18 protein-coding genes are annotated in these 23,162 nt (G+C 43.6%); 17 read left to right on the top strand and 1 reads right to left on the bottom strand.

What is annotated here, in order from left to right; translation table 11 throughout:
- The first annotated feature begins 120 nt into the window (after positions 1 to 120).
- The 17 genes from QUF61_RS13725 to QUF61_RS13805 all read left to right on the top strand — a co-directional run bounded on the left by QUF61_RS13725 (position 121) and on the right by QUF61_RS13805 (position 22,087).
- Entirely contained in the window at positions 121 to 1,317 is a 1,197-nt protein-coding gene (locus QUF61_RS13725) for an AAA family ATPase (RefSeq protein WP_289682194.1), read from the top strand.
- A gap of 2 nt (positions 1,318 to 1,319) precedes the next feature.
- A complete protein-coding gene (locus QUF61_RS13730) occupies positions 1,320 to 2,072 on the top strand; it encodes a hypothetical protein (protein ID WP_103921912.1) in 753 nt (250 codons plus the stop codon).
- A gap of 105 nt (positions 2,073 to 2,177) precedes the next feature.
- Complete coding sequence (gene rpoC / locus QUF61_RS13735) at positions 2,178 to 6,419, top strand: DNA-directed RNA polymerase subunit beta' (RefSeq protein ID WP_289682197.1); 4,242 nt, start codon at positions 2,178 to 2,180, stop codon at positions 6,417 to 6,419.
- 124 nt (positions 6,420 to 6,543) lie between these two features.
- Positions 6,544 to 7,872 (top strand): 23S rRNA (uracil(1939)-C(5))-methyltransferase RlmD, encoded by a 1,329-nt coding sequence (gene rlmD, locus QUF61_RS13740; RefSeq protein WP_103921913.1) that lies wholly within the window; start codon positions 6,544 to 6,546, stop codon positions 7,870 to 7,872.
- Between the two features lie 1,041 nt (positions 7,873 to 8,913).
- Positions 8,914 to 10,176, top strand: coding sequence for a dissimilatory-type sulfite reductase subunit alpha (gene dsrA / locus QUF61_RS13745; protein WP_103921914.1), 1,263 nt, complete (start codon positions 8,914 to 8,916; stop codon positions 10,174 to 10,176).
- Between the two features lie 62 nt (positions 10,177 to 10,238).
- The gene (dsrB, locus tag QUF61_RS13750) at positions 10,239 to 11,303 is read left to right on the top strand and encodes a dissimilatory-type sulfite reductase subunit beta (RefSeq protein WP_103921915.1); all 1,065 of its coding nucleotides are present in this window, start codon (positions 10,239 to 10,241) and stop codon (positions 11,301 to 11,303) included.
- 19 nt (positions 11,304 to 11,322) lie between these two features.
- Positions 11,323 to 11,715, top strand: a complete 393-nt coding sequence (gene tusD / locus QUF61_RS13755; RefSeq protein ID WP_103921916.1) for a sulfurtransferase complex subunit TusD — start codon at positions 11,323 to 11,325, stop codon at positions 11,713 to 11,715.
- A gap of 101 nt (positions 11,716 to 11,816) precedes the next feature.
- Positions 11,817 to 12,233 (top strand): sulfurtransferase complex subunit TusC, encoded by a 417-nt coding sequence (gene tusC / locus QUF61_RS13760; protein WP_289682200.1) that lies wholly within the window; start codon positions 11,817 to 11,819, stop codon positions 12,231 to 12,233.
- A gap of 13 nt (positions 12,234 to 12,246) precedes the next feature.
- A complete protein-coding gene (gene tusB, locus QUF61_RS13765) occupies positions 12,247 to 12,552 on the top strand; it encodes a sulfurtransferase complex subunit TusB (RefSeq protein ID WP_103921918.1) in 306 nt (101 codons plus the stop codon).
- 60 nt (positions 12,553 to 12,612) lie between these two features.
- On the top strand, positions 12,613 to 12,948 hold the full coding sequence (locus QUF61_RS13770) for a TusE/DsrC/DsvC family sulfur relay protein (protein WP_103921919.1): 336 nt from the start codon (positions 12,613 to 12,615) through the stop codon (positions 12,946 to 12,948).
- A 127-nt stretch (positions 12,949 to 13,075) separates the two neighbouring features.
- Positions 13,076 to 13,825, top strand: coding sequence for a respiratory nitrate reductase subunit gamma (locus QUF61_RS13775; protein ID WP_103921920.1), 750 nt, complete (start codon positions 13,076 to 13,078; stop codon positions 13,823 to 13,825).
- Between the two features lie 24 nt (positions 13,826 to 13,849).
- Entirely contained in the window at positions 13,850 to 15,376 is a 1,527-nt protein-coding gene (dsrK, locus tag QUF61_RS13780; RefSeq protein WP_289682202.1) for a sulfate reduction electron transfer complex DsrMKJOP subunit DsrK, read from the top strand.
- A gap of 96 nt (positions 15,377 to 15,472) precedes the next feature.
- A complete protein-coding gene (locus tag QUF61_RS13785; RefSeq protein WP_289682203.1) occupies positions 15,473 to 17,416 on the top strand; it encodes an NAD(P)-binding protein in 1,944 nt (647 codons plus the stop codon).
- A gap of 119 nt (positions 17,417 to 17,535) precedes the next feature.
- A complete protein-coding gene (locus QUF61_RS13790) occupies positions 17,536 to 18,021 on the top strand; it encodes a sulfur reduction protein DsrJ (RefSeq protein ID WP_103921923.1) in 486 nt (161 codons plus the stop codon).
- Positions 18,018 to 18,773, top strand: a complete 756-nt coding sequence (dsrO, locus tag QUF61_RS13795) for a sulfate reduction electron transfer complex DsrMKJOP subunit DsrO (RefSeq protein ID WP_103921924.1) — start codon at positions 18,018 to 18,020, stop codon at positions 18,771 to 18,773. Before QUF61_RS13790 ends, dsrO begins: the two co-directional genes overlap by 4 nt.
- A gap of 10 nt (positions 18,774 to 18,783) precedes the next feature.
- Positions 18,784 to 19,989, top strand: coding sequence for an NrfD/PsrC family molybdoenzyme membrane anchor subunit (gene nrfD, locus QUF61_RS13800; RefSeq protein WP_103921925.1), 1,206 nt, complete (start codon positions 18,784 to 18,786; stop codon positions 19,987 to 19,989).
- An 802-nt stretch (positions 19,990 to 20,791) separates the two neighbouring features.
- Complete coding sequence (locus tag QUF61_RS13805; RefSeq protein ID WP_289682209.1) at positions 20,792 to 22,087, top strand: ISKra4 family transposase; 1,296 nt, start codon at positions 20,792 to 20,794, stop codon at positions 22,085 to 22,087.
- A gap of 38 nt (positions 22,088 to 22,125) precedes the next feature.
- On the opposite strand, the gene QUF61_RS13810 is transcribed toward QUF61_RS13805, so the two are convergent.
- On the bottom strand, positions 22,126 to 23,162 hold a 1,037-nt coding region (locus QUF61_RS13810), incomplete at its 5' end, for a hypothetical protein (protein WP_289682212.1).

Here is a 23,162-nt window from a genome sequence, read left to right on the forward strand (position 1 = left end):
TCTTATATCGGACTCAGGCTAATTTAATATTCACTTCCTAAAAAGAAAAAGGGATGCAACCTTTGAAGGGATATTATCTCTACAGGGGATTGCAAATTATGATTCATTTTGGGTGAAATCATGGCTCATTTAAAAAAAATATCCATAAAAGGATTTAAGTCAATTCTGGATCAAGAAATTGAACTAGGGCGATTAAATATTTTTATTGGTACGAATGGCGCAGGAAAAAGTAATTTACTGGAAGCTATTGCCATGCTGTCAGCCTCTATTGAAGGGGGGATTGATTATGAGCGACTTTCCCGGCGTGGCGCAAGATTGTCATCGCCTGAAATTTTTCGTAGTGCTTTTAGAAATAAAGACAGAAAAAGCACATTTAGTATTGATGCCACTACAGATAACATTGTCTATCGAATGAGTATTAATGCGGTAGATGGATTTTCATACCATTCAGAGTCATTAAAAAAAACCAGGAAAAATACCAGCTTATGTGGGCGCTCAAATAATGGCGCAACAATCAATGGAGTATCATTAAAAAGCAATATTGATAGGGAAAAAAGTATTATTCCAGTTTATCAGGCATTTGAAAATTCGCTGCCTGATTTATCCAGTTTGGAAAAGTTTTCTATTTATGCGCCCTCAACACCTATATTACGCGGTGTCGCAACCGATAACAGTAGCAAGTCACCACTGGGGCTGTACGGTGGTCGTCTCGCTGAATCGCTGAGAGAGTTGATTAATGAGGCATCTAAAAGTAAAGAGCTATTTCGTTTTTTTAAGCTTTTAGACTGGTTTCGTTCTATTGGTACAAGAGAAGAAGCAGACAGTAAACTTATTTCTGAACATATTAGTCTTGGTAGAAATGTTGTCACTTACACTGATAAGTTTATGAAAACAAATTTTAATGAGCTTTATGCTTATGATGTCAGTGAGGGGGCTTTATATATCTTGTTTGTTTTAGTGCTATTATCTCATAAGGAGTCTCCTGATTTTCTTGCTTTGGATAATGTCGATAATACGCTTAACCCTGGTTTGGTTAGAAACTTAATGGAACAGATTTCTGACTTTATAGAAAAAGATAAAAATAAACAAGTTTTGCTGACAACCCATAATCCGACAACGTTAGATGCGGTTGATTTATTTAATGAGGAACATAGACTTTTTGTTGTCAGCCGCAACAAGGATGGGCATACGCAAATAAAAAGAATTTCACCACCAGAAGGTATGGATAGAAATGGCTGGCAAAAAACTTACTATGGAATGAAGCTATCACAAATCTGGCTTTCAGGTGCAATAGGTGGTTTGACACCTGGGTTTTAAGAATGGAAAAAGAGTTAGAATTTTTGCTGGTTTGCGAAGGCCCTACCGATATTGCTTTTCTGAAAAATTTAACAGCCAAAATTGGGGCGCAATTTAATACAGCAATAAATATTAGAGAGTTAGCTCCGCAAAGAGATGCTACAACGGGTAGATACCCGCCTTTTGGTTGGACAAAAGTAAAGGCATGGTGTGAGCTATACTGTAAGCCAGATATAACAGAGCAAGCTAGTACCGTGCCACAGACATATAGTCATACATATTATTGGAAAGCACTATTGCTTGACAGTGATGGTCTGATTATCCAGATGGATACAGATATTGCGGAAAAAATTACTGATTTTACTACTCATTTTGATGAAAATTATCTTGGTACAAGAAGGGACTTTTGTAATGAGGCTATTTTGTATTGGTTAAATGAAACTCAGCAAACAATAGATAAAGCATATTTATTACTACCGAGCTTCGCTATAGAAACCTGGTTATTGGCATCGCATGACCCAGGTGATGTTATTTTTCAAGATTTGGAGCAGCCATTTGATTACGAAGCCTTGTCTGACTTTGAAGATCGTCTTGTTAATCATGGATATAGTTCAAGATTTAATAATAGAAAAAATAAGCCTTGTTTGGAAAAGAAAAAAGAGCTTTATACTGACTATGCTAATACTGTTTTTGCACAGTTAGACAACATTCTAACAAGATGTCAAGAAGCTAATAAATACTATCAGTTTCTATCAGAAAATTGCCAAAATAATTGATGTAAAAATTAATTATTTTTCAGGAAACCCTTATTTAAATCGGGATAAATATTTCTGGTAACGGAAATATGACTGCCACAGATGTAAAAACACAGGAGAAGTGCGTTGAAAGATTTATTAAATATTTTGCACAATCAGGGGGAAATCGAAGATTTTGATCGTATTTGTATTTCTCTCTCCTCCCCGGAAAAAATTAAATCCTGGTCTTTTGGTGAAGTAAAAAAACCGGAAACCATTAATTATCGGACGTTTAAACCGGAACGTGATGGTTTGTTCTGTGCCAAAATTTTTGGCCCGGTTAAAGACTATGAATGCCTGTGCGGTAAATATAAACGTCTAAAACACCGCGGCGTGGTCTGCGAAAAATGCGGCGTGGAAGTCACCCAGTCCAAAGTACGCCGTGAGCGCATGGGGCATATTGACCTGGCAAGCCCGGTAGCGCACATCTGGTACTTAAAATCCCTGCCTTCGCGCATGGGTTTAATGCTGGATATTACCCTGCGTGATTTAGAGCGGGTATTATATTTTGAAGCCTATGTGGTGATTGACCCAGGTTTATCCACTTTGGATCGCTGTCAGTTGCTGACTGAAGAAGCGTATCTGGATGCGCTGGAAGAACACGGTAATGAATTTGATGCACGCATGGGCGCGGAAGCGATTCAGGCCTTGCTGAAATCCATGGATTTGGCAGAAGAAATTAAAAAGCTGCACGAAGAAATGGCGGCAACCACGTCTGAATCCAAAATTAAAAAATACAGCAAACGCCTGAAGCTCATGGAAGCCTTCATGAACTCCACTAATCGTCCTGAGTGGATGATTCTGGATGTGCTGCCAATCTTGCCGCCCGACTTGCGCCCATTGGTGCCACTGGATGGTGGACGTTTTGCGACCTCGGATCTCAATGATCTGTATCGCCGCGTGATTAACCGTAATAACCGCTTAAAACGCCTGCTGGACTTGTCAGCGCCTGATATTATTGTGCGTAATGAAAAACGCATGTTGCAGGAAGCCGTGGATGCGCTGCTGGATAATGGTCGTCGTGGGCGTGCGATTACCGGTACCAATAAACTGCCACTGAAATCCCTGGCCGATATGATCAAAGGTAAGCAGGGGCGTTTCCGCCAGAACCTGCTGGGTAAGCGCGTGGATTATTCCGGGCGTTCCGTGATTGTGGTAGGGCCAACCTTGCGCCTGCATCAATGCGGACTGCCGAAAAAAATGGCGCTGGAACTGTTCAAGCCATTTATTTTTGGCAAGCTGGAATTGCACGGCATGGCAACGACCATTAAAGCCGCGAAAAAACTGGTCGAGCGTGAAGCCCCGGAAGTTTGGGACGTGCTGGAAGAAGTAATTCGTGAGCATCCGGTGATGCTCAACCGTGCACCTACCTTGCACCGTTTGGGTATTCAGGCATTTGAACCGGTATTGATTGAAGGCAAGGCGATTCAATTGCACCCACTGGTTTGTACCGCGTTTAACGCTGACTTTGACGGCGACCAAATGGCGGTGCATGTGCCCTTGTCCATTGAAGCGCAGTTAGAAGCCCGCGCCTTGATGATGTCCACCAATAACGTATTATCTCCCGCCAATGGCGAACCCATTATCGTGCCTTCGCAAGACGTGGTATTGGGTCTGTATTTCATGTCCCGTGAAAAAGTCGGGGGACGTGGCGAAGGTATGGCCTTTTCCACTATTGAAGAGCTGCACCGTGCTTATGCCAATAAAATGATTGAACTTGGCTCACGTATTCAGGTACGAATTACGGATTATGAGCGCGATGAAAATGATAAGGTCATTGCAGTACCTAAGCGCGTGGAAACCATTGCCGGACGTGCGATATTGTCAGAAATTCTGCCTAAGGGCATGAGTTTTTCCCTGGTGGATCGCAATATGAGCAAGCGTGAAATTTCACGTTTGATCAATGCCAGTTATCGTCAGGTTGGGCTGAAAGAAACTGTTATTTTTGCCGATCAACTCATGTATATGGGTTTTGCTTATGCAACCCGTGCCGGGGTTTCCATCGGCATTAATGACATGATTATTCCAGAAGAAAAAGTCACTATTCTGGCGAGTGCCGAAGAAGAAGTTAAAGAGATTGAAAAGCAATACGCCGAAGGTCTGGTAACGCAGGGCGAGCGTTATAACAAGGTTATCGATATCTGGTCACGCACCAATGATCAAGTCACCGATGCCATGATGACCAAACTGGGTAGCGAAACCGTTACTGATAAAGAAGGCAAGCAACGCGAACAGGCTTCGTTTAACTCCATCTTTATGATGTCAGACTCCGGCGCGCGTGGCTCTAAAGCGCAAATGCGTCAGTTGGCAGGGATGCGTGGTTTGATGGCAAAACCGGATGGTTCCATTATTGAAACGCCGATTACTGCAAACTTCCGTGAAGGCTTGGACGTATTACAATACTTTATTTCCACCCACGGCGCGCGTAAAGGTCTGGCTGATACCGCGCTGAAAACGGCGAACTCAGGTTATCTGACCCGGCGTCTGGTGGATGTTGCTCAGGATATGGTGGTGATTAATCCTGACTGCGGCACCTCTAAAGGTCTGGAAATGGCTGCCGTGATTGAAGGCGGTGATGTGGTCGAAGCCCTGGCGGATCGCGTATTAGGTCGCGTGGTGGCAGAAGATGTACGCAATGAAGAAACCGGAGAAACCGTTCCTGCCGGTACCCTGCTTGATGAAAAATGGGTGGACGAGTTGGAACGCATGGGTATTGACCGTGTTATTGTGCGCTCTGCGATTACTTGTGAATCTCGTTATGGCGTGTGTGCGCAATGTTATGGTCGTGACCTGGGACGCGGACATTTAGTCAATAAAGGTGAATCTGTCGGCGTTATTGCAGCGCAATCGATTGGTGAACCCGGCACGCAGTTGACCATGCGTACTTTCCATATTGGTGGGGCGGCTTCCCGTGCCGTTGCTATCAGTAATGTACAGGTTAAATCAGCCGGTACTGTTAAATTGCATAATATCAAACTGATTCGCCAGCATAGCGAAGATCAGAATGATGTGAAATTTATTGCAGTTTCGCGTTCCGGTGAAATCAGTTTATTAGATGGCAGTGGACGTGAGCGGGAACGTTACAAAGTACCTTACGGTGCGGTTTTAACCATTGCTGATGGCGATAGCGTGGATATGGGCGCAATCATTGCTACCTGGGATCCGCATACCCATCCGGTGGTAACTGAAGTGTCCGGTTTTGTTAAGTTTGAAGATGTGATCGAAAATATCACTGTGACCAAACGCATGGATGAAATCACGGGTCTGAGCAGTATTGAAATCATTGATCCGAAACAACGACCACAAGGCGCAAAAGATTTAAGGCCTTTGGTTAAATTGATGGATGAAAACGGCAGTGAGTTGCTGTTGCCGGATACTGAAATTCCTGCGCAGTATTTCCTGCCACCCCACGCGATTATTAATGTGGATGATGGTGGGCGCGTGGAAACGGGTGATATTATTGCCCGTCTACCGCAGGAATCCAGTAAAACCCGTGATATTACCGGGGGTCTGCCGCGTGTGGCTGACTTGTTTGAAGCACGTATCCCCAAGGATGCCTCTATTCTTGCGGAAATCAGCGGTACTATCAGTTTTGGTAAGGAAACCAAAGGCAAACAACGCTTGGTGATTACTGATAAAGACAGTGAACAATTTGAAACCTTGATTCCAAAATGGCGTCACATCAGTGTGTTTGAAGGTGAGCATGTTGAAAAAGGCGAGGTTGTGGTTGATGGCGCGCCTAACCCACACGATATTCTGCGTTTGAAAGGTATTACCGCGCTGGCAACTTATATCGTCAATGAAGTGCAGGATGTTTACCGTCTGCAAGGGGTGAAAATCAATGATAAGCACATTGAGGTGATTGTTCGCCAAATGTTGCGTAAAGTGATTATTAAAGACTCCGGTGATACCACCTTGCTCCAGGGTGATCAGGTGGATCGTTCCCGCTTGCTGGAAGAAAATGAGCGGGTGATGGCAGAAGGTAAACAGATGGCCCGATATGAAGCGCAATTACTGGGTATTACCAAAGCCTCATTAGCGACAGAATCGTTTATTTCTGCGGCTTCCTTCCAGGAAACCACGCGCGTACTGACTGAAGCTTCAGTCAGTGGCAAATGTGACAATCTGCGTGGACTTAAAGAAAATGTCATTGTTGGTCGTTTAATTCCAGCAGGTACCGGCCTTGCTTATCATGAAGAACGCCGCAAGCACGCAGCCCAACCGCCAGAGAAAAAAGCACCTGGCCTGTCTGAGCAGGAAGCTGAAGCCATGATAGCCCTGGCAAATTCTGCTGAGGAAGAAAATGAATCTGGAGATGTGGCATTATAAGTCATAGCTTAGCGTGAGACGCAAGCTTCATTCATCGCCTTTAGCGATGAATGGAGCTTGCCCCGAACTCAGATTAAATTACAAAAAATCCTCCTTTAGGAGGATTTTTTTTAGGAAAATTAAAATGTCACGTCGTCGTAGAAAATCCCCCCCTGCTGAACCCGTTATCACGGAAATCGAAAGTCTTTCTCATGATGGGCGTGGTGTTAGTCATGTTAATGGTAAAACCGTGTTTGTTGATGGTGCTTTGCCTGGGGAGCAGGTTGAGTTTCAATATACCCAAACCCACGGGCGTTTTGATGAAGCCAAGGTGCTGTCTGTGTTAAGCCCTTCAGCAGACAGGGTTGAAGCTAAATGCCCTCATGCTGCGCTTTGTGGTGGTTGCAGTTTGCAGCATATGGCACCGGCGGCGCAGGTGGCTTATAAACATGAAGTATTATTGGAGCAATTTACCCATATTGGGGAAGTTCAGCCTGAAACTGTCGTTCCGCCAATGACGGGGGCGGTGTGGGCTTATCGGCGTAAAGCGCGTCTGGGCGTGCGCTATGTGCATAAAAAAGGCGGGGTACTGGTCGGGTTTAGGGAAAAGCGCAATAGCTTTATTACCGATATTAATAGCTGCCCTATTCTGATTGACGCGGTAGGCCAGCATATTATGGCTTTGCGCGAGCTTATCAGCCAGTTATCGGTGGCGAAAAAAATTGCCCAAATCGAAGTGGCTGCCAGTGATGCCCATACTGCTTTGGTGTTCCGTAATCTGGAGCCGCTGAGTGCTGAAGATGAGACATTATTTCAGGACTTTTTTACTGAAACCGGGCTGCATATTTATTTGCAATCGGGTGGCTTGCACACCATTGCCCCGCTTTACCCTGAAGCGGCGCAGCCTTTATATTACGCCTTGCCTGAGCAAAATCTGAAATTACGATTTTTAGCTTCTGATTTTACCCAGGTGAATGCCGATATTAATCGCCAGATGATTAACCGTGCTTTAGCCTGGTTAGACCCGCAAGCGGATGAAACGGTATTGGAATTATTCTGTGGGCTGGGCAATTTCACCCTGCCGCTGGCGCAAAAAGCTGAGAAAGTCATTGCCGTTGAAGGAGATGCCGGGTTGATAGAACGTGCCGGAGAAAATGCGGCAGAGAATCAATTAACTAATATTCACTATCATGTCGCGGATTTGATGGATGCTGATAGTACGCCGACCTGGGCGCAGGAAACTTATCAGAAAGTCTTGTTAGACCCACCACGCAGCGGGGCTTTGGAAGTGATTCAGAAACTGGATTTTTCCGGGGTAAACAAATTGTTGTATATCTCCTGTAGTCCCGCAACACTGGCGCGTGATGCGGGGGTATTGGTGCGCGATAAGGGTTTTTCGCTGTCGCAGGCTGGCATTATGGACATGTTCCCGCACACGGCGCATGTTGAGTCTATTGCCTTATTTGAAAAATAAGGTAAATATCTGGACTAAGGAGCGAGAATTTTATAACTTCAGCAACCTGGCGGGTCTTTTTTTCCATTTTCTGCGTTGTGAAAACAGTTACATCGCTTGCTATGCGCCTGTACACCACTCCAGGTTTTATCACTTTGCAACTTTATTTTCCATGCACAAGGTTAAAACCTTCGCCTTTCAGGTGAACAGATTTATCTCTAATGTTTAACGGTAAAACTTAAAATATGGGTTTTAGCACTAACACCCCAAAGGGGTATTTTAATATAGCCTGGGGCAACGCCCCAGGGTAGAGAATGGCACGGATACAATTTCAGGGGCGTTGCCCCACTACCATTAACTTAAGAAAATATTCAGCCAGCCCCAAAGGGGTATAACATACCAGCCCAGGGCAACGCCCTGGGTGTGTAATGTGATGATACCAGAGCTCTAATTCAACAAAACAACCTACCTGGGGCGCTGCCCCAGGCTGGTATGCTTATCCCTTTCAGGGATATACTTGCTCACCCAATGAGAATAAAGCAATAATTTTTAACCAAAAGTCTTAAGTTAATGGCAGTGGGGCGTTGCCCCTGGCTATATTAATGCGCCCCGTTGGGGCCAAACAACAGGGCTTGTCCGCCCTGTATCTCGGCTTTCAGCCACCAAACGCTCTAACCCACCCGTCTTTTAGCGGGTGGTTGTTTATTAAGCGTTGATTGACTTGTATCAAACCAGGTTATATTAGGCGGTGTTAATTTAATGTAACTATGATATACTTTATCGAGTTTGAGTTGCTCATTGACCGGATATATTGACTGCTGGGCTTAGGGTTTTAATCAGTTTTCACCCTTAGGTGCAGGCTATCTGGAATTTGATGAAAATCACAAAAAGGGATTGTTTGTATTCGCTGGCATCTATGACAAAGATGTAACAATATATCGAATTACCTGTTGAGCATTTGTAACAATTCTGTGCTAATTGGTAAGTGTTCAGGGCTTGATTCATCCGCTGATGATTAATCCCCACTCTATATTGAGTCCCCTTATTTAAGGAGTAAGTACCATGGCTAAAAAAATGCACGATACGCCAAATCTGGACCAACTGGAAAGTGGTCCATGGCCAAGCTTTATCACCGGACTGAAACGTCTGGCTAATGATGAAGGTAAACATTATCAGGATATGGTCACTGATCTGTTAGGTCAGTTAGAGCATTCTTACCAAACCAAAAAAGGCTACTGGAAAGGTGGCACGGTTGGTGTACTGGGTTACGGTGGCGGTGTTATCCCACGTTTCTCTGAAGTAGCCGACAAATTCCCCGAATCCAAAGAATTTCATACCATTCGTATTATGCCTTCAGCGGGCATGCATTACACCACAGATTTGATTCGTAGTATGTGTGATGTCTGGGAAAAGCATGGCTCAGGGCTTGTTGCATTTCACGGTCAAAGTGGCGACATCATGTTCCAGGGTGCAAAAACTGACGCCGTACAACCTGCATTTGATGAATTCAATGCCATGGGTTTTGATATGGGTGGTGCAGGTCCTGCTGTACGTACCGGTATGTCTTGCGTAGGTGCGGCACGTTGTGAGCAATCTTGCGCCAATGAACAGAAAATTCATCGTTTGTTAGTGAATAACTTCCTGGATGATATGCATCGTCCGGCCCTGCCTTATAAAATGAAATTTAAGGTTTCCGGTTGCCCGAATGATTGCATGAACGCTATTGAACGCGCAGATATGGCTGTCATTGGCACCTGGCGTGACGACATGAAAGTGGATCAGGATGCAGTTAAAGCATTCATCGCTGATAAAGGTCGTAAATACGTGATTGATAACGTCATCACCCGTTGCCCGACTCAGGCATTGGAATTGAATGACGACGACACCCTGGCAGTTGATAACCGTAACTGTGTGCGCTGCATGCACTGTATTAATGTTATGACCAAAGCCTTGTCTGTTGGTGATGATAAAGGTATCAGCGTCCTGATGGGCGGTAAACGTACACTGAAAATCGGTGATTTAATGGGTACGGTTGTAGTACCTTTCATGAAGCTGGACACTGACGAAGATTATGAGCGTCTGCTTGAAATTGCTGAAGAAACCATTGATTTCTTTGCTGAAAATGCGCTGGAGCATGAGCGTACCGGTGAAATGATCGAACGTATCGGTCTGGTGAACTTCCTTGAAGGCATCGGTCTGGAAGTTGAACCCAACATGGTTTCTGAACCTCGTCAAAGTTCTTATATCCGTATGGATACCTGGGATGAAGAGGCGGAAAAATGGTTCGCGCGTAAAGCGGAAGAAAAAGCAGCCGCTGCCAGCTAATTAGATGACATGTAGGCATGGGATTTAATCCCATGCCTTTTAACATAACAGGGAGACTAAGCATGCCAAATATGCCAATTGAGAGTGGTACACCTGATCCATTCCAGTATATGCACCCCACAATGCAGAAAAATTTCGGTGCATGGAGTTACCATGACCGTCCACGCCCTGGTGTTCTGCACCATGTTGCGAAAAGTGGCGATGAAATCTGGACTGTACGCGCTGGTACCCAGCGTCAGATGGATGTCTATACCGTCCGTAAATTATGCAGTATCGCAGATGATTTTGCCGATGGTTATGTACGTTTTACCATCCGCAGCAACATGGAGTTCATGGTTAAAGATGGCTCTAAAGTTGATGCCTTAGTAAGCAAACTTCAGGAAGAAGGTTTTCCTGTTGGCGGTACTGGCAACTCTGTAAGTATGATTTCTCATACTCAGGGCTGGTTACACTGTGATATTCCAGGTACTGATGCTTCTGGTGTGGTTAAATCCTTAATGGATGAATTGCACGAAGAATTTATTCGTGAAGACATGCCTAACCGTGTTCATATCACCACTTCCTGCTGCCAGATTAACTGCGGTGGTCAAGGTGATATTGCGATTAACATCCAGCACACCAAACCCCCTAAAATCAATCATGATTTAGTGGCTAATGTGTGTGAGCGTCCTTCCGTTGTTGCGCGTTGCCCGGTTGCTGCGATTCGTCCTGCGCTGGTTAATGGTAAACCTTCTCTGGAAGTTGATGAGAAAAAATGTATTTGTTGTGGCGCGTGCTTCCCACCTTGCCCTCCAATGCAGATTAATGATCCTGAGCATTCTAAACTGGCTATCTGGATTGGTGGTAATCACTCTAATGCACGTAGCAAACCAACCTTCCAGAAACTGGTTGCTGCCGGTATCCCTAATAACCCACCACGCTGGACTGAAGCGGCTGCGGTTATTAAGAATATCCTGAAAGTCTACAAAGAAGATGCCCGTGAATGGGAACGTATGAATGATTGGGTTGAGCGCATCGGTTGGCCCCGCTTCTTTGAATTGACTGAACTGCCATTTACCAAGTTCCATATTGATAACTGGCGTGGTGCACGTCGTAGTCTGAACGCCTCTACACATATTCGTTTCTAAAGATAACAGGGATAGTTTTATGAAGTTTGGCATCCTCATCAACGAAGGACCTTATCAGCATCAGGCACCTGATTCAGCTTATCAGTTTACTAAGGCCGCCTTAGAAAAAGGTCACGAGATTTTTCGTGTATTTTTCTATCATGACGGCGTTAATAACGCAACGCGCTTAGCTGTTCCGCCACAAGATGATCGTAATATTACGACGCAGTGGCAGGCTTTGGCAAAAGAATATAATCTGGATCTGGTGGTTTGTATTGCGGCTGCGCAACGGCGTGGTTTGCTGGATGAAAATGAAGCAAAACGCAATAGCAAAGATGCAGACAATATTGCTGAAGGTTTTCGCATCTCAGGCCTGGGGCAGTTGATTGAAGCAGGTATTCAATCTGATCGTCTCGTGGTCTTCGGGGATTAAAAGGATGATTTATTCTATTTGAGGTGATTTGTGCTTAAAGCCAAGCCTCAAATAGGATAAGTTCTTGGGACAAACATTCGACCTAAAGGATACGCGTAATAATGAGCGAAGCTGGTGTTATTAAAAAGTTTCTGTATCTGAATCGTAAGGCACCTTACGGTACCATTTACGCACTGGAATCTTTAGAAGTAGTTTTGATTTCAGCTGCTTTTGAGCAGGATGTCAGTTTGGCATTTGTTGACGATGGTGTTTTTCAGTTGAAAAAAGATCAGAAAACAGATGCGATTGGCATGAAAAATTTCTCTCCTATCTACAATGCATTAGGTGATTATGACATTACCAAACTGTATGTTGAAAAGGAATCTTTGGAAGCCAGAGGTCTGACATTAGATGATTTAATGGATGTCACCTATGAAGATGAAGATGATGACTGGGCTGAAAAACCTGCAATCCAATTGGTCAGCAAAACAGAAATGGCTGACATCATGGAATCGCAGGATGTCGTACTGAGTTTTTAAGGGGAATAGAACGATGCTTTTGCATACTGTAAATAAATCACCATTTGAAAAAAACTCGCTGGAAACCTGTTTGAGTCTGGCAAAGGCTGGCAGCTCAGTATTGTTGATCGAAGATGGTGTTTACGCAGTCCAAAAAGGAAGTCAGGCAGACGCGATGATTTCTGATGCGCTGAAGACGGTTAATTTCTATGTATTAGGGCCTGATTTAGATGCGCGTGGCATGGCTGCGGATAATATGATCGATGGTATCAAAACTGTTGATTATAATGGTTTTGTTGATTTGGTTGCGGACCACAAAGCGGTTCAGGCTTGGCTGTAAGACCTCCTGATAAGATCGTGGTACATTTTTTTTATAAATAACATTAAGAGGACTGTAAGCATGGCTACAATCAATGTTGCTGGTAAAGACGTTGAAGTTGATGAAGAAGGTTACCTGACTAACCTGGCTGATTGGAACGAAGAAATTGGTGCTTTTCTGGCAAGTCAAGACGAGCTGGAATTGACCGATGCGCATTGGGAAATTATTAATTTCCTGCGTGAGTATTATGACGAATACCAAATTGCACCTGCGGTTCGTGTTTTGACCAAAGCAATTGGTAAAAAAATGGGTAAAGATAAAGGTAATAGCAAATATCTGTATGAGTTATTTCCTTATGGCCCAGGTAAACAGGCTTGCCGTTTTGCCGGTCTGCCAAAACCAACTGGCTGTATCTAATTCAGGTAGCTATCGGTTTCAAGTGTCTTGTCAGTAATTCTTGCATTTAAAGAAGCTGTCGAGCACTTGGTGAACGGAGGGGATCTCCCTCCGCTTATTCAATTACAAGAGGGAGGGCATCAGAGCCATGTGGTTTCTGACTGGTTTCTTCGCGCTATTTTTCTATCTTGCCGTTATCATTTTTGTTGCAGGCGTTGGCTTTAAAATTTATCAATATATACGGACACCTGCGCCGTTAAAAATTCCAACCATGCCTGCCCCTTTGACGAGAACAGGGGTCGGGGTACGTCTTTTCAGTGAAGTTGTACTGTTTAAAAGTCTGTTTCGTGCCAATAAATGGATATGGTTGTTTGGCTGGATTTTTCACTTTGCACTACTTTTAGTTTTATTACGTCATTTACGTTATTTTATCGATCCCGTATGGTGGTGGGTTGCCTTAATTCAGCCCTTTGGTAAATATGCCGCATTTGCAATGATCCTGGGCTTGGTGGGTCTGCTTGTTCGCCGTATTACTGTAGAAAGAATTCGTTATATCAGTAATCCTTCTGATTATTTAATGCTGGCTTTATTACTGATCATCGGCATCAGTGGTGCAATGATGACCTTTGTTGCCCACACCGATATTATGCAATTTAAAGCCTTTGTTCGTGGCATGATGACTTTTAGTTGGCAGCCTATTCCAACTGACCCGGCATTATTGCTTCATCTGGCTGCGGTATTCCTGTTGATGATAGTATTTCCTTACAGTAAATTATTACATGCGCCCGGCATATTCTTTAGCCCCTCGCGTAACCAGGTCGACAATCCACGTGAAAAACGGCATTTGGCACCCTGGGCAGCTGAAATGGAAAAAGCGGAACGCAGTTCCGACTCATAACCGCTTTATTATCAGGAGATACTCATGGCTAAGGCTAAGATTGAGGTACCCGAATTAAAAGAATATTCGGTGATGCCGGTGTTGCAACCTGGGGTGATGAAAGGCGTTGGCCCTTATGTTTCCGCCGCTGAATTTCAAGAACCTTTGGGTTTTCCAGGGGAATTGGTTGATAACTGGGAAGAAAAGGCCGTTGATAAACTTGGCGACTTGCTGAATCGTTATCGTGGCCTGCGGGTCTTTTTAGATTCTTGCGTGCGCTGTGGTGCCTGTACGGATAAGTGCCATTATTTATTGGGTACTTCCGATCCCAAAAATATGCCGGTAGCGCGTCAGGATCTGCTGCGTCAGGTCTATCGTCGTTATTACACCTTGCCAGGAAAATTCTTTGGCAAGATGGGCTGGGAATGGGGTAAAAAACTCATTGGCGCCCGGGAAATGGACAAAGAAGTCCTGGATGATTGGTATAACTATTTTCATCAATGTTCCCAGTGCCGCCGTTGTTCCGTTTTTTGTCCTTATGGCATTGATACCGCTGAAATATCCATGGCAGCGCGTAATATCATGGATACGGTGGGCAAAGGCCAGAAATACTGTAACCAGATTATCGGCAAGGTATTCAAAATCGGCAATAATCTGGGATTACCAGAACCTGCATTGCTGGATACTTTGGAAGGCCTGGAAGAAGATATCGAAGACGAAACCGGCGTTAAAGTAGAACTGCCGCTGGATAGAAAGGATGTTGATATTCTTCTGATTACGCCTTCTGCGGACTTTTTTGCCGAGCCACATGTTGATGGTTTAATGGGCTACGCAAAAGTCTTTCATGAAGCCGGGGTAAGTTGGACAATAAGCTCTTACGCTTCTGAAGGTGCCAACTTTGGCATGTTTATCGGTAGCTATGAGAATATGCGGGAAATTTCTTTGCGTATTCGCAAAGCCGCTATTGATTTGAATGTAAAACGTATCGTGTTTGGGGAATGTGGGCATGCTTGGCGTGTGGCTTACAGTTTCTTAAATACCCTGGCTGGCCCTTTCGATTTTCTGGATCCTAACTATCCAGTACCTCAGCATATTTGTGAGTTTACCTATAACTTATTACAAGAAGATAAGCTGAAATTTGACAAGTCCCGTAATGATGACATGGTATTAACTTTCCATGATTCCTGTAATGTTGCGCGCGCAACCCGCATGGGTGACATGCCGGGCGGACAGTTTATGATTCCGCGTGAAGTCATTAAGGCAGCCTGTAATCATTATTACGATATGGAAGATGAAACCATCCATGATCAAACTTTCTGCTGCGGTGGTGGTGGTGGTTTGCTGACGGATGACTTGATGGATATCCGCGTAAAAGGTGCTCTACCGCGTATGCAGTCTCTGAAAAATGTTGTAGAAGATCATCAGGTAACACATCTGGCGGCAATCTGCGCAATTTGTAAGAGTCAGTTTACCAAGGTATTGCCTTATTATGGATTCAAAATGGATCAGATTGTCAGTGTGCACCAATTGGTGAGTAACGCATTGATTCTAACTGGGCAGGATGAGGATTAGGGCTAAGCGACACCGAGGCAGCAATCATGCTGCGTAATGGATTTTGCGATCTGTGTATACACACAACAGTTTAATAATATGACAGGAGGCGACCCGATGTCAGTAAGTAAAGAAAATATGGATCTCACTTTTCGTCGTTTTGAAGATGACGATAATGGAAGTTATGATTGGGACGAATACATTTTTCAAGCAGGCTGGTCTCATAAGTGCCCAACCTATGTACATCGTACTCCACCTTGCCAGGGTAGCTGCCCGTCAGGTCAGGATATTCGTGGCTGGTTAGGTATTGTGCGCGGCATGGAAAAACCACCTGAAGGTGTGGAATGGCAGGAATATGCCTTCCGTCGTTCTACCGATGCCAATCCTTTTCCTTCGATTATGGGTCGCGTTTGTCCCGCACCTTGTCAGGATGGTTGTAACCGTAATCAGGTCGAAGACTTTGTGGGTATCAACTCGGTTGAGCAGTTCATTGGTGATACCGCGCTGGCAAATGGCTACAGCTTTGCCGCCGCTGCTGAAGACAGTGGTAAAAAAGTAGCGATTATCGGTGGTGGGCCTGCGGGTTTAGCCGCGGCTTACCAACTGCGTCGTAAAGGTCATGCCTGTACTATTTTTGATGATCATGACACGCTAGGTGGCATGATGCGTTATGGTATTCCAGGTTATCGTACGCCGCGTGATGCGCTGGACGGTGAAATTAAACGTATTCTGGATATGGGGGTTGAAACCCGTCTGAATACCCGCGTTGGTAAAGATGTCAGCATGGACAGTCTGGAAAATGACTATGATGCTATTATCTGGGCCTTAGGTTGTAAATCTGGTCGCGGCCTGCCCGTACCTAACTGGGAAGACACTTCTAACTGTATCAGTGGTGTGGCATTCCTGGAAGCCTTTAACCAGGGACGTTTGCAACTGGTTTCCGGTAAAGTCATTGTTATTGGTGGGGGTGATACTTCCATTGACGTGGCTTCTGTTGCCCGTCGTCTGGGTCACATTACCGATATCCATGAAAATGATCGCCCGGAAAACATCATCATGGGTCATACCGCACATGATGTAGCTTCCAGCGCAGTACGTGAAGGCGCAACCGTTACCCTGACCTCCTTATTCCCGGTTGAAAACATGACTGCTGCTGAGCATGAAGTCAATGATGCCTTGAATGAAGGGATTGATATTCAAGGTAGCGTCATGCCACTGGAAGTGATTGTCGGTGACGATGGTCGCGCCACAGCACTGAAAATGTGCAAATGTAACATGGTCAATAATCGTCCTGAGCCAATTGAAGGCTCGGAATACACCATTGAAGCCGATTTAATTGTTTCTGCCATTGGTCAGTTTGGTAATTTTGAAGGTCTGGAAGAACTGGATAATGGTCGCAGCTTCATTGAAGCCGATGCCAACTATCAGGTTAAAGGTCGTAAAGGACATTTTGTGGCTGGCGATATTATCCGCCCTCACTTGTTGACGACTGCCATTGGTCAGGCTTCTGTTGCCGCAGACAGTATTGATGTCTATTTCCAGGAACAGGAACAGGCCAAGCGTCCTAAAGTAGACGTGCATCACTTTGACCTGATGAATAAACTTTCTGAAGCTCATTTAGAGCCGGAAGCGTATACCCAGGGCGAAACCCGAGGTACTTCTTCTGCTAATTTTGCAGTGCATAATTACGAAGATCGCTCCGCGCATGAAGTGATTCCTTCTAAGGCGCTGTTCCTGGGGCATTTTCCTTTTACCCCACGTACCATCCGTGAAGATGTACCGGTCAGTTCCGATGAAGTGTTAGGCCACTTTAAAGAGCGCATGAAAGGTCTGGAAACTGAACAGGCGCAACATGAAGCGGATCGCTGTATGAGTTGCGGCATGTGTTTTGAGTGTGATAACTGTGTTGTTTACTGCCCTCAGGATGCCGTCATGCGTACACCGAAGAAAGAAAGTACAACCGGGCGTTATGTCTTTACTGACTACCAACGCTGTATTGGTTGTCACATTTGTGCCGATGTTTGCCCGACCGGTTACATCGACATGGCAATGGGTGAGTAAATAGCCCTAACAAGGATGCCAATGGGGGTAAAGGCGGGTTTTCAAACCCGCCTTTACTTTAGCTATCTGAAACTGAAATGAGGCTGTGTCCGGCGTTATCGGGTCACAGAAATCTAGCCATGAAACAAAAGCGTTTAACTCTTAGTTTGTTAAGCATGGTCTGTATGCTGCTTTTAAGCAGTTGGACTCATGTCTACGGCGATACGGGAGCCAAGGCTCCAAAAGCAATTGCATGGGCAAGTGAAACGCAGGCTTGTGTTGAATCAAATGAATTCATGCGTCGTAATCACATGGAATTGATTAGACATCAACGTGATGACACGATGCGCAAAGGGATTCGCACGACCAAACACAGCTTACAGCAATGTATTAATTGTCATGTCACTTATGACGATAACAAACAGCCTGTTGCTCAAAAAGATCCCCGGCATTTTTGTAGTGCCTGTCACAATTATGCAGCGGTAAATATCGACTGTTTCCAATGCCATAACAGTAAGCCAACTGATGATTTTGTCAAACCGATAGCAGGTCACGCTGACTTTGTTCACCCGCTACCACTGGATAAAATCAGTCAGGATAAAAAGTCAGAAGGAGATGCGCAATGACTGAGCAGACTGCTTCCCCAAAAACAGAAAATGAAGTCAATCGTCGTGAATTTCTGAGTAAAGGCGTTGCGATTGCCGCTGGCACAACCTTGGCACCCGGTTTATTTCTACACCAGATGTCACAGGCTAAAACCGCAGACGAAGCGGTAAGCGATAAAGTACGTTGGGGCATATTGATTGATGCCAATAAATGTGCTGACGATTGCAGCGATTGTGTGCAGGCCTGTAATGAAACTTATGGCTTAAGCGGTCATGAGCGTCCGGCAACGGATGCGCAATGGATACGCAAGGTTACGGTCAAAGATCGACAAACCGGGCATGTCACATCTTTGCCACTGATGTGTCAGCATTGTGAAAATCCCCCTTGTGTTGACGTGTGCCCAACAGGTGCCTCTTTCAAACGTGAAAATGGCATTGTGCTGGTGGATAAACATATTTGTATCGGTTGTCGTTATTGCATGATGGCCTGTCCTTATAAAGCACGTTCTTTTATTCACGAAACGCTCGAAGATCAAAAAGCGGAAGCACCGCGTGGTAAGGGTACAGTAGAAGCCTGTACCTTCTGCGTGACCCGGATTGATCAAGGTGAAGAAACAACAGCGTGCGCGCAGGCTTGTAAACATGAAGCCATGTTATTTGGTGACTTAAATGACCCAGATAGCGCTTTATCCAAACGTTTGAAAGATGAGCCAAGCGTACAACTGCGCGCAGATCTGGAATTAAATCCAGGTGTTCGCTATCAGGGGCTTTAAGGGGTAGATCATGAGAAGAATGACCTATAGTGAAATCGAAGGCAAAGGTATTGGTTTTTACCTGATTTTAGGTGTGCTTGGTGCAATTATCCTGATGGGTTTGGGTGCGGTTTACCATATGGAGCATGAAGGCCATTATGTGACCGGCATGAGCAACCAAGTCGTATGGGGTTTGCCACATATTTTTGCAATTTTCCTGATTGTTGCCGCTTCCGGTGTATTAAATATCGCCTCCATTGGCACGGTTTTCCGCAAAGCCATTTACAAACCACTGGGACGTTTATCCGCTTTAATGGCAATTACTTTATTGCTTGGCGGTCTGATGATACTGGTGCTGGACTTAGGGCATCCGGATCGTCTGATTATTGCAATGACCAGCTATAACTTTAAATCCATTTTTGCCTGGAACATCATTCTTTATAATGGTTTCATCGCCATTGTAGGTGTGTATCTGTGGTTTATGATGGAACGGCGGATGCAGAAATACTATCCTTATGCCGGTTTTGTTGCATTTATCTGGCGTTTGATACTCACCACTGGTACCGGTTCTATTTTTGGTTTTCTGGTGGCGCGTGAAGCTTATGATGCTGCAATCCTGGCACCGTTGTTTATCGTCTTATCCTTCTCCATTGGTCTGGCAGCTTTCATTTTATATTTGATGGCGGCTTATCAATTGACCAATCGTCCTTTAGGCGATGCTTTGTTGATGAAGCTAAAAAACCTGTTAGCAGTTTTTGTTGGCGCGGTATTCTACTTCGTCGCAATTTATCATCTGACCAACCTCTATATCACTGAGCAGCACGGTTTTGAATCTTTCATTCTAAGTGATGGTGGCATTTACACTGGCTTATTCTGGATTGGTTATATGCTGCTGGGTACCGCAGTACCGGTATTTTTACTGTATTGCCGTAAAATGAGTGAAATGCGTATGCCGATTATAGCGGCATCTGTGCTGGTTTTAGTCGGTGGTTTCTCATTACTCTATGTGATTATCATTGGCGGGCAAGCCTATCCTCTGGAAATTTTCCCAGGTAAAGAGGTTTCTTCAGCCTTCTTTGATGGCGTGGTGAATCCTTATACACCAAGCATCTGGGAATTCATGCTGGGCATTGCCGGAGTTTCCGTGGCCTTGATTGCCACGATACTGGCAACACGGGTTTTACCTTTTATGCCTAAAAGTCTGGCGGATAAAGATGTAGACCCACATGCTGCATAATCTCATTATGCTGATGTAATAAAAAAGCCCCTTTATAAGGGGCTTTTTTTATGGGAATCTGATACCCGCAGGTGTGAGAGTGATGATTATTTTGGGGAGCTATCCCCAACCCCCATTGTTGTTGGCTTTGTGGTTATTTGGGAAATATTAATGTAAGGGAAAAAACTTGATATTAGTGGGGTGTTCGTATACGTTTCTAAATTTTTTTAGGAATTCAAAACTTGGGTGTCTGAAAATTTCTGCTATACATGTCACGCCCAAACACACCGGCAAACCCTCTGGAATCTCACCTTTAGCGATTCCTTTGTATTGGCTTCCATTACCCATCAAAATGTCGCCATCTGCATTAAATAAGACTAACGATGCTAATTATAGCTTCAGGGATGTGCATATCCCCTGTGACCTGTGTAGTACGCTGTGTACGCTTCACCTCTCTTGTTCACGTTTGCAGCAGACTTAACCGCTTGCAACGCTCCGCCAAAGGCGCAACACTCGCTACTGGTGGTTGGTTAGACCTTCTTGTAATCAATTACTTGATTACACCAGACAGAGACTTTCACTCTGTTAGAAATGACAAGCTTCGCTTGTCGCACGAAGGGAGTCTAAAAAATCATGGAAACTCTTACATTATCACAGTCACAGCAGATGATCAGGTATCGCTGTATAACAACTAGGGTAATCGCATCAAATTTACTGCATAGTCAATATCTTATAGAGATAGTCTTGGGGTGCTGATTTTTATTGATGTTGTATTTTTGGTAAACTTCCTTCATCAACGTAAAAATTACAAGGGAGTAAATTCATGGCTAAAATTGTAGCACGTAAAGGAAATAAGCTGACCATGCAAGTTACAGTGGAACTCACTGGCAGTCTGATGGATATGGAAGATATCATCCTGGATGCTTGCAATGATATGGGTTGCCTAGCTACCGAGGAAGCCCTGCAAAAGTTTGATGCGGATGGTAGTCCAATCATGGTCGGCAATACAAAAATGACAAGCAAAGGTAAAAATAGCCAAACCTACCAGACACCTTACGGCAGTGTTTTGCTAAAAAGGTACACTTACCAAACATCAAAAGGTGGTGAGATTTACTGTCCCTTGGAAGAGAAAGCACGGATAATTCGGGGAGCAACACCTAAGTTTGCAAAGCAAATATCACACAAATATTCCAATATGAATGCTCCAGCAGTGCGTAATGATTTGATGGAAAACCACCACAGAACAGTAGCGCATTCCTACTTGCAAGATGTCAGTGAATATGTGGGAACTATTGCTCAGGCCAAAGAAGAAGTCTGGGAATATGACATACCTGAACTGGATGAAGCGGTCAGTTCAATTGCTGTGAGTTTAGATGGTGCACACATCCTGATGCGGGAAGAAGGTTACAGGGAAGCCATGGTAGGCAATATATCTCTGTACGGAGTTGCAGGGGAGCGTCTGCACACAGTATACATTGGTGAAGCACCTGAATATGGCAAAGGAACCTTCTTTCAACGTTTGGAAAATGAAATTGCTAAAACAAAGAGGCAATATCCCAGCGCGCTTTATTTAGGTATAGCCGATGGTGCAAAAAACAACTGGCCTTTTCTAGAAAAACATACCGACAGACAGTTACTGGATTTTTTCCATGTTACGGAATATCTCGCCAAAGTCGCTTATGCTGCTTATCCAGGAAAAACTGACAAGCCCAAGCGAAAAATTTGGTTGCATGAACACTGCACCCAGCTCAAGCACGAATCGGATTCAGCCGAAAAAATTATAGTTGAGATGGAAAAGTTATCCAAAAAAAGGAGTCTGACAAAAAAAATAAAAGAAGATTTGTCAGCAGCACTCACCTATTTCAAAAATCACAGCCACATGATGGATTATGCTGCACAGCTTGTCCAGAACCTACCTATCGGTTCAGGTGTAACTGAAGCCGCCTGTAAAACTCTGGTTAAACAACGTCTTTGTTGCTCAGGAATGCGTTGGAAAAATACCGGTGCTAAAATCATCTTATCTTTACGAGCATTAGTTCAATCAAAAGGAAGATGGAAGCAGTTTTGGGAACGCATTAACCAATATGGAGCAAGAATTTGCCTTAATGCTACATCTTAATGAATCAACACCCCCAAAAGATGTGGGTAATCGTGTAATTATAGGCTATTTTTTATGTGTTCACCTGTGGGTAATGAGAAGTTACCTTTATTGATCCAATCAAGTTTAAAACCTTCTTCTAAATAAATGGTTAACATATCAGAAATTGAAAACCCATTTTCACCTTGATAAATTACCCTTAATTTCATAGGCTTGCTGGAAACTGCAAAAACTATATTACCTTTTTGATTAATTTCAATTTGTTGGTTGTCTAGTTCAACAATATATTTACCTTCTTGCCAAGGTCCAAAATCCCAATATAATATAGAATTTTCATAAGTTATTTTGATGTGAATATTTTTATTAAAAATACAGTTTTTTAAATCAGGATATATAGATGTAATCTTTCCATCTATATATTTTACAAACTTATGTTCTTTATTTGTTGATACCAATGATGCAAAACAATAATTTTTTGAAAAAAATGTATTGCCATTATTATTGTATAGCCCACGTAATTTTTTATAACTTCCCAAGCAGTGAGTATCAGAGGTTACTAAGAACCTTTGCTCGTCTTTATTCAAAAGCATAAATTGCCCTTCAGCTTTTATTTTTTCATGATATGACCACCATTGTAAATATAAGGGCTTGGAAGAATAAAACCCAGTCATTAAGATAGTTATCCCTAGTAAAATAATTAATATTTTTCTTTGCCAAAGAAATGTAAAATATAATCCAGCAATAATAAAAATATATAATGATAATGTAATAAGTAATAAATATCTGTATGTTAAAATATTAATTACAGGAATTATTGGTGCAAAAACACATAGCCCACAAATAATTATAGTAATTATTTGTGGGCTTTGTTTTTTAATTAAGGTAAATAAAATAAATATAGATAATAATGTAATAATAAAAAAGTGAATATTATTCCACTGCATTATTATTTGATATTTTTCAGAAAAATTATTGATGTTGGCTAATATTATATTATAATATTCATTATTATTTGCATGATTAGAATAGCCACGAAATAAATGCTCTCCTTGCATATACCAACGCCAGACTATATAAATAAAAAAGCTAAATATAT

Source organism: Candidatus Venteria ishoeyi, from assembly GCF_030378065.1.
Taxonomy (GTDB): Bacteria; Pseudomonadota; Gammaproteobacteria; order Beggiatoales; family Beggiatoaceae; genus Venteria; species Venteria ishoeyi.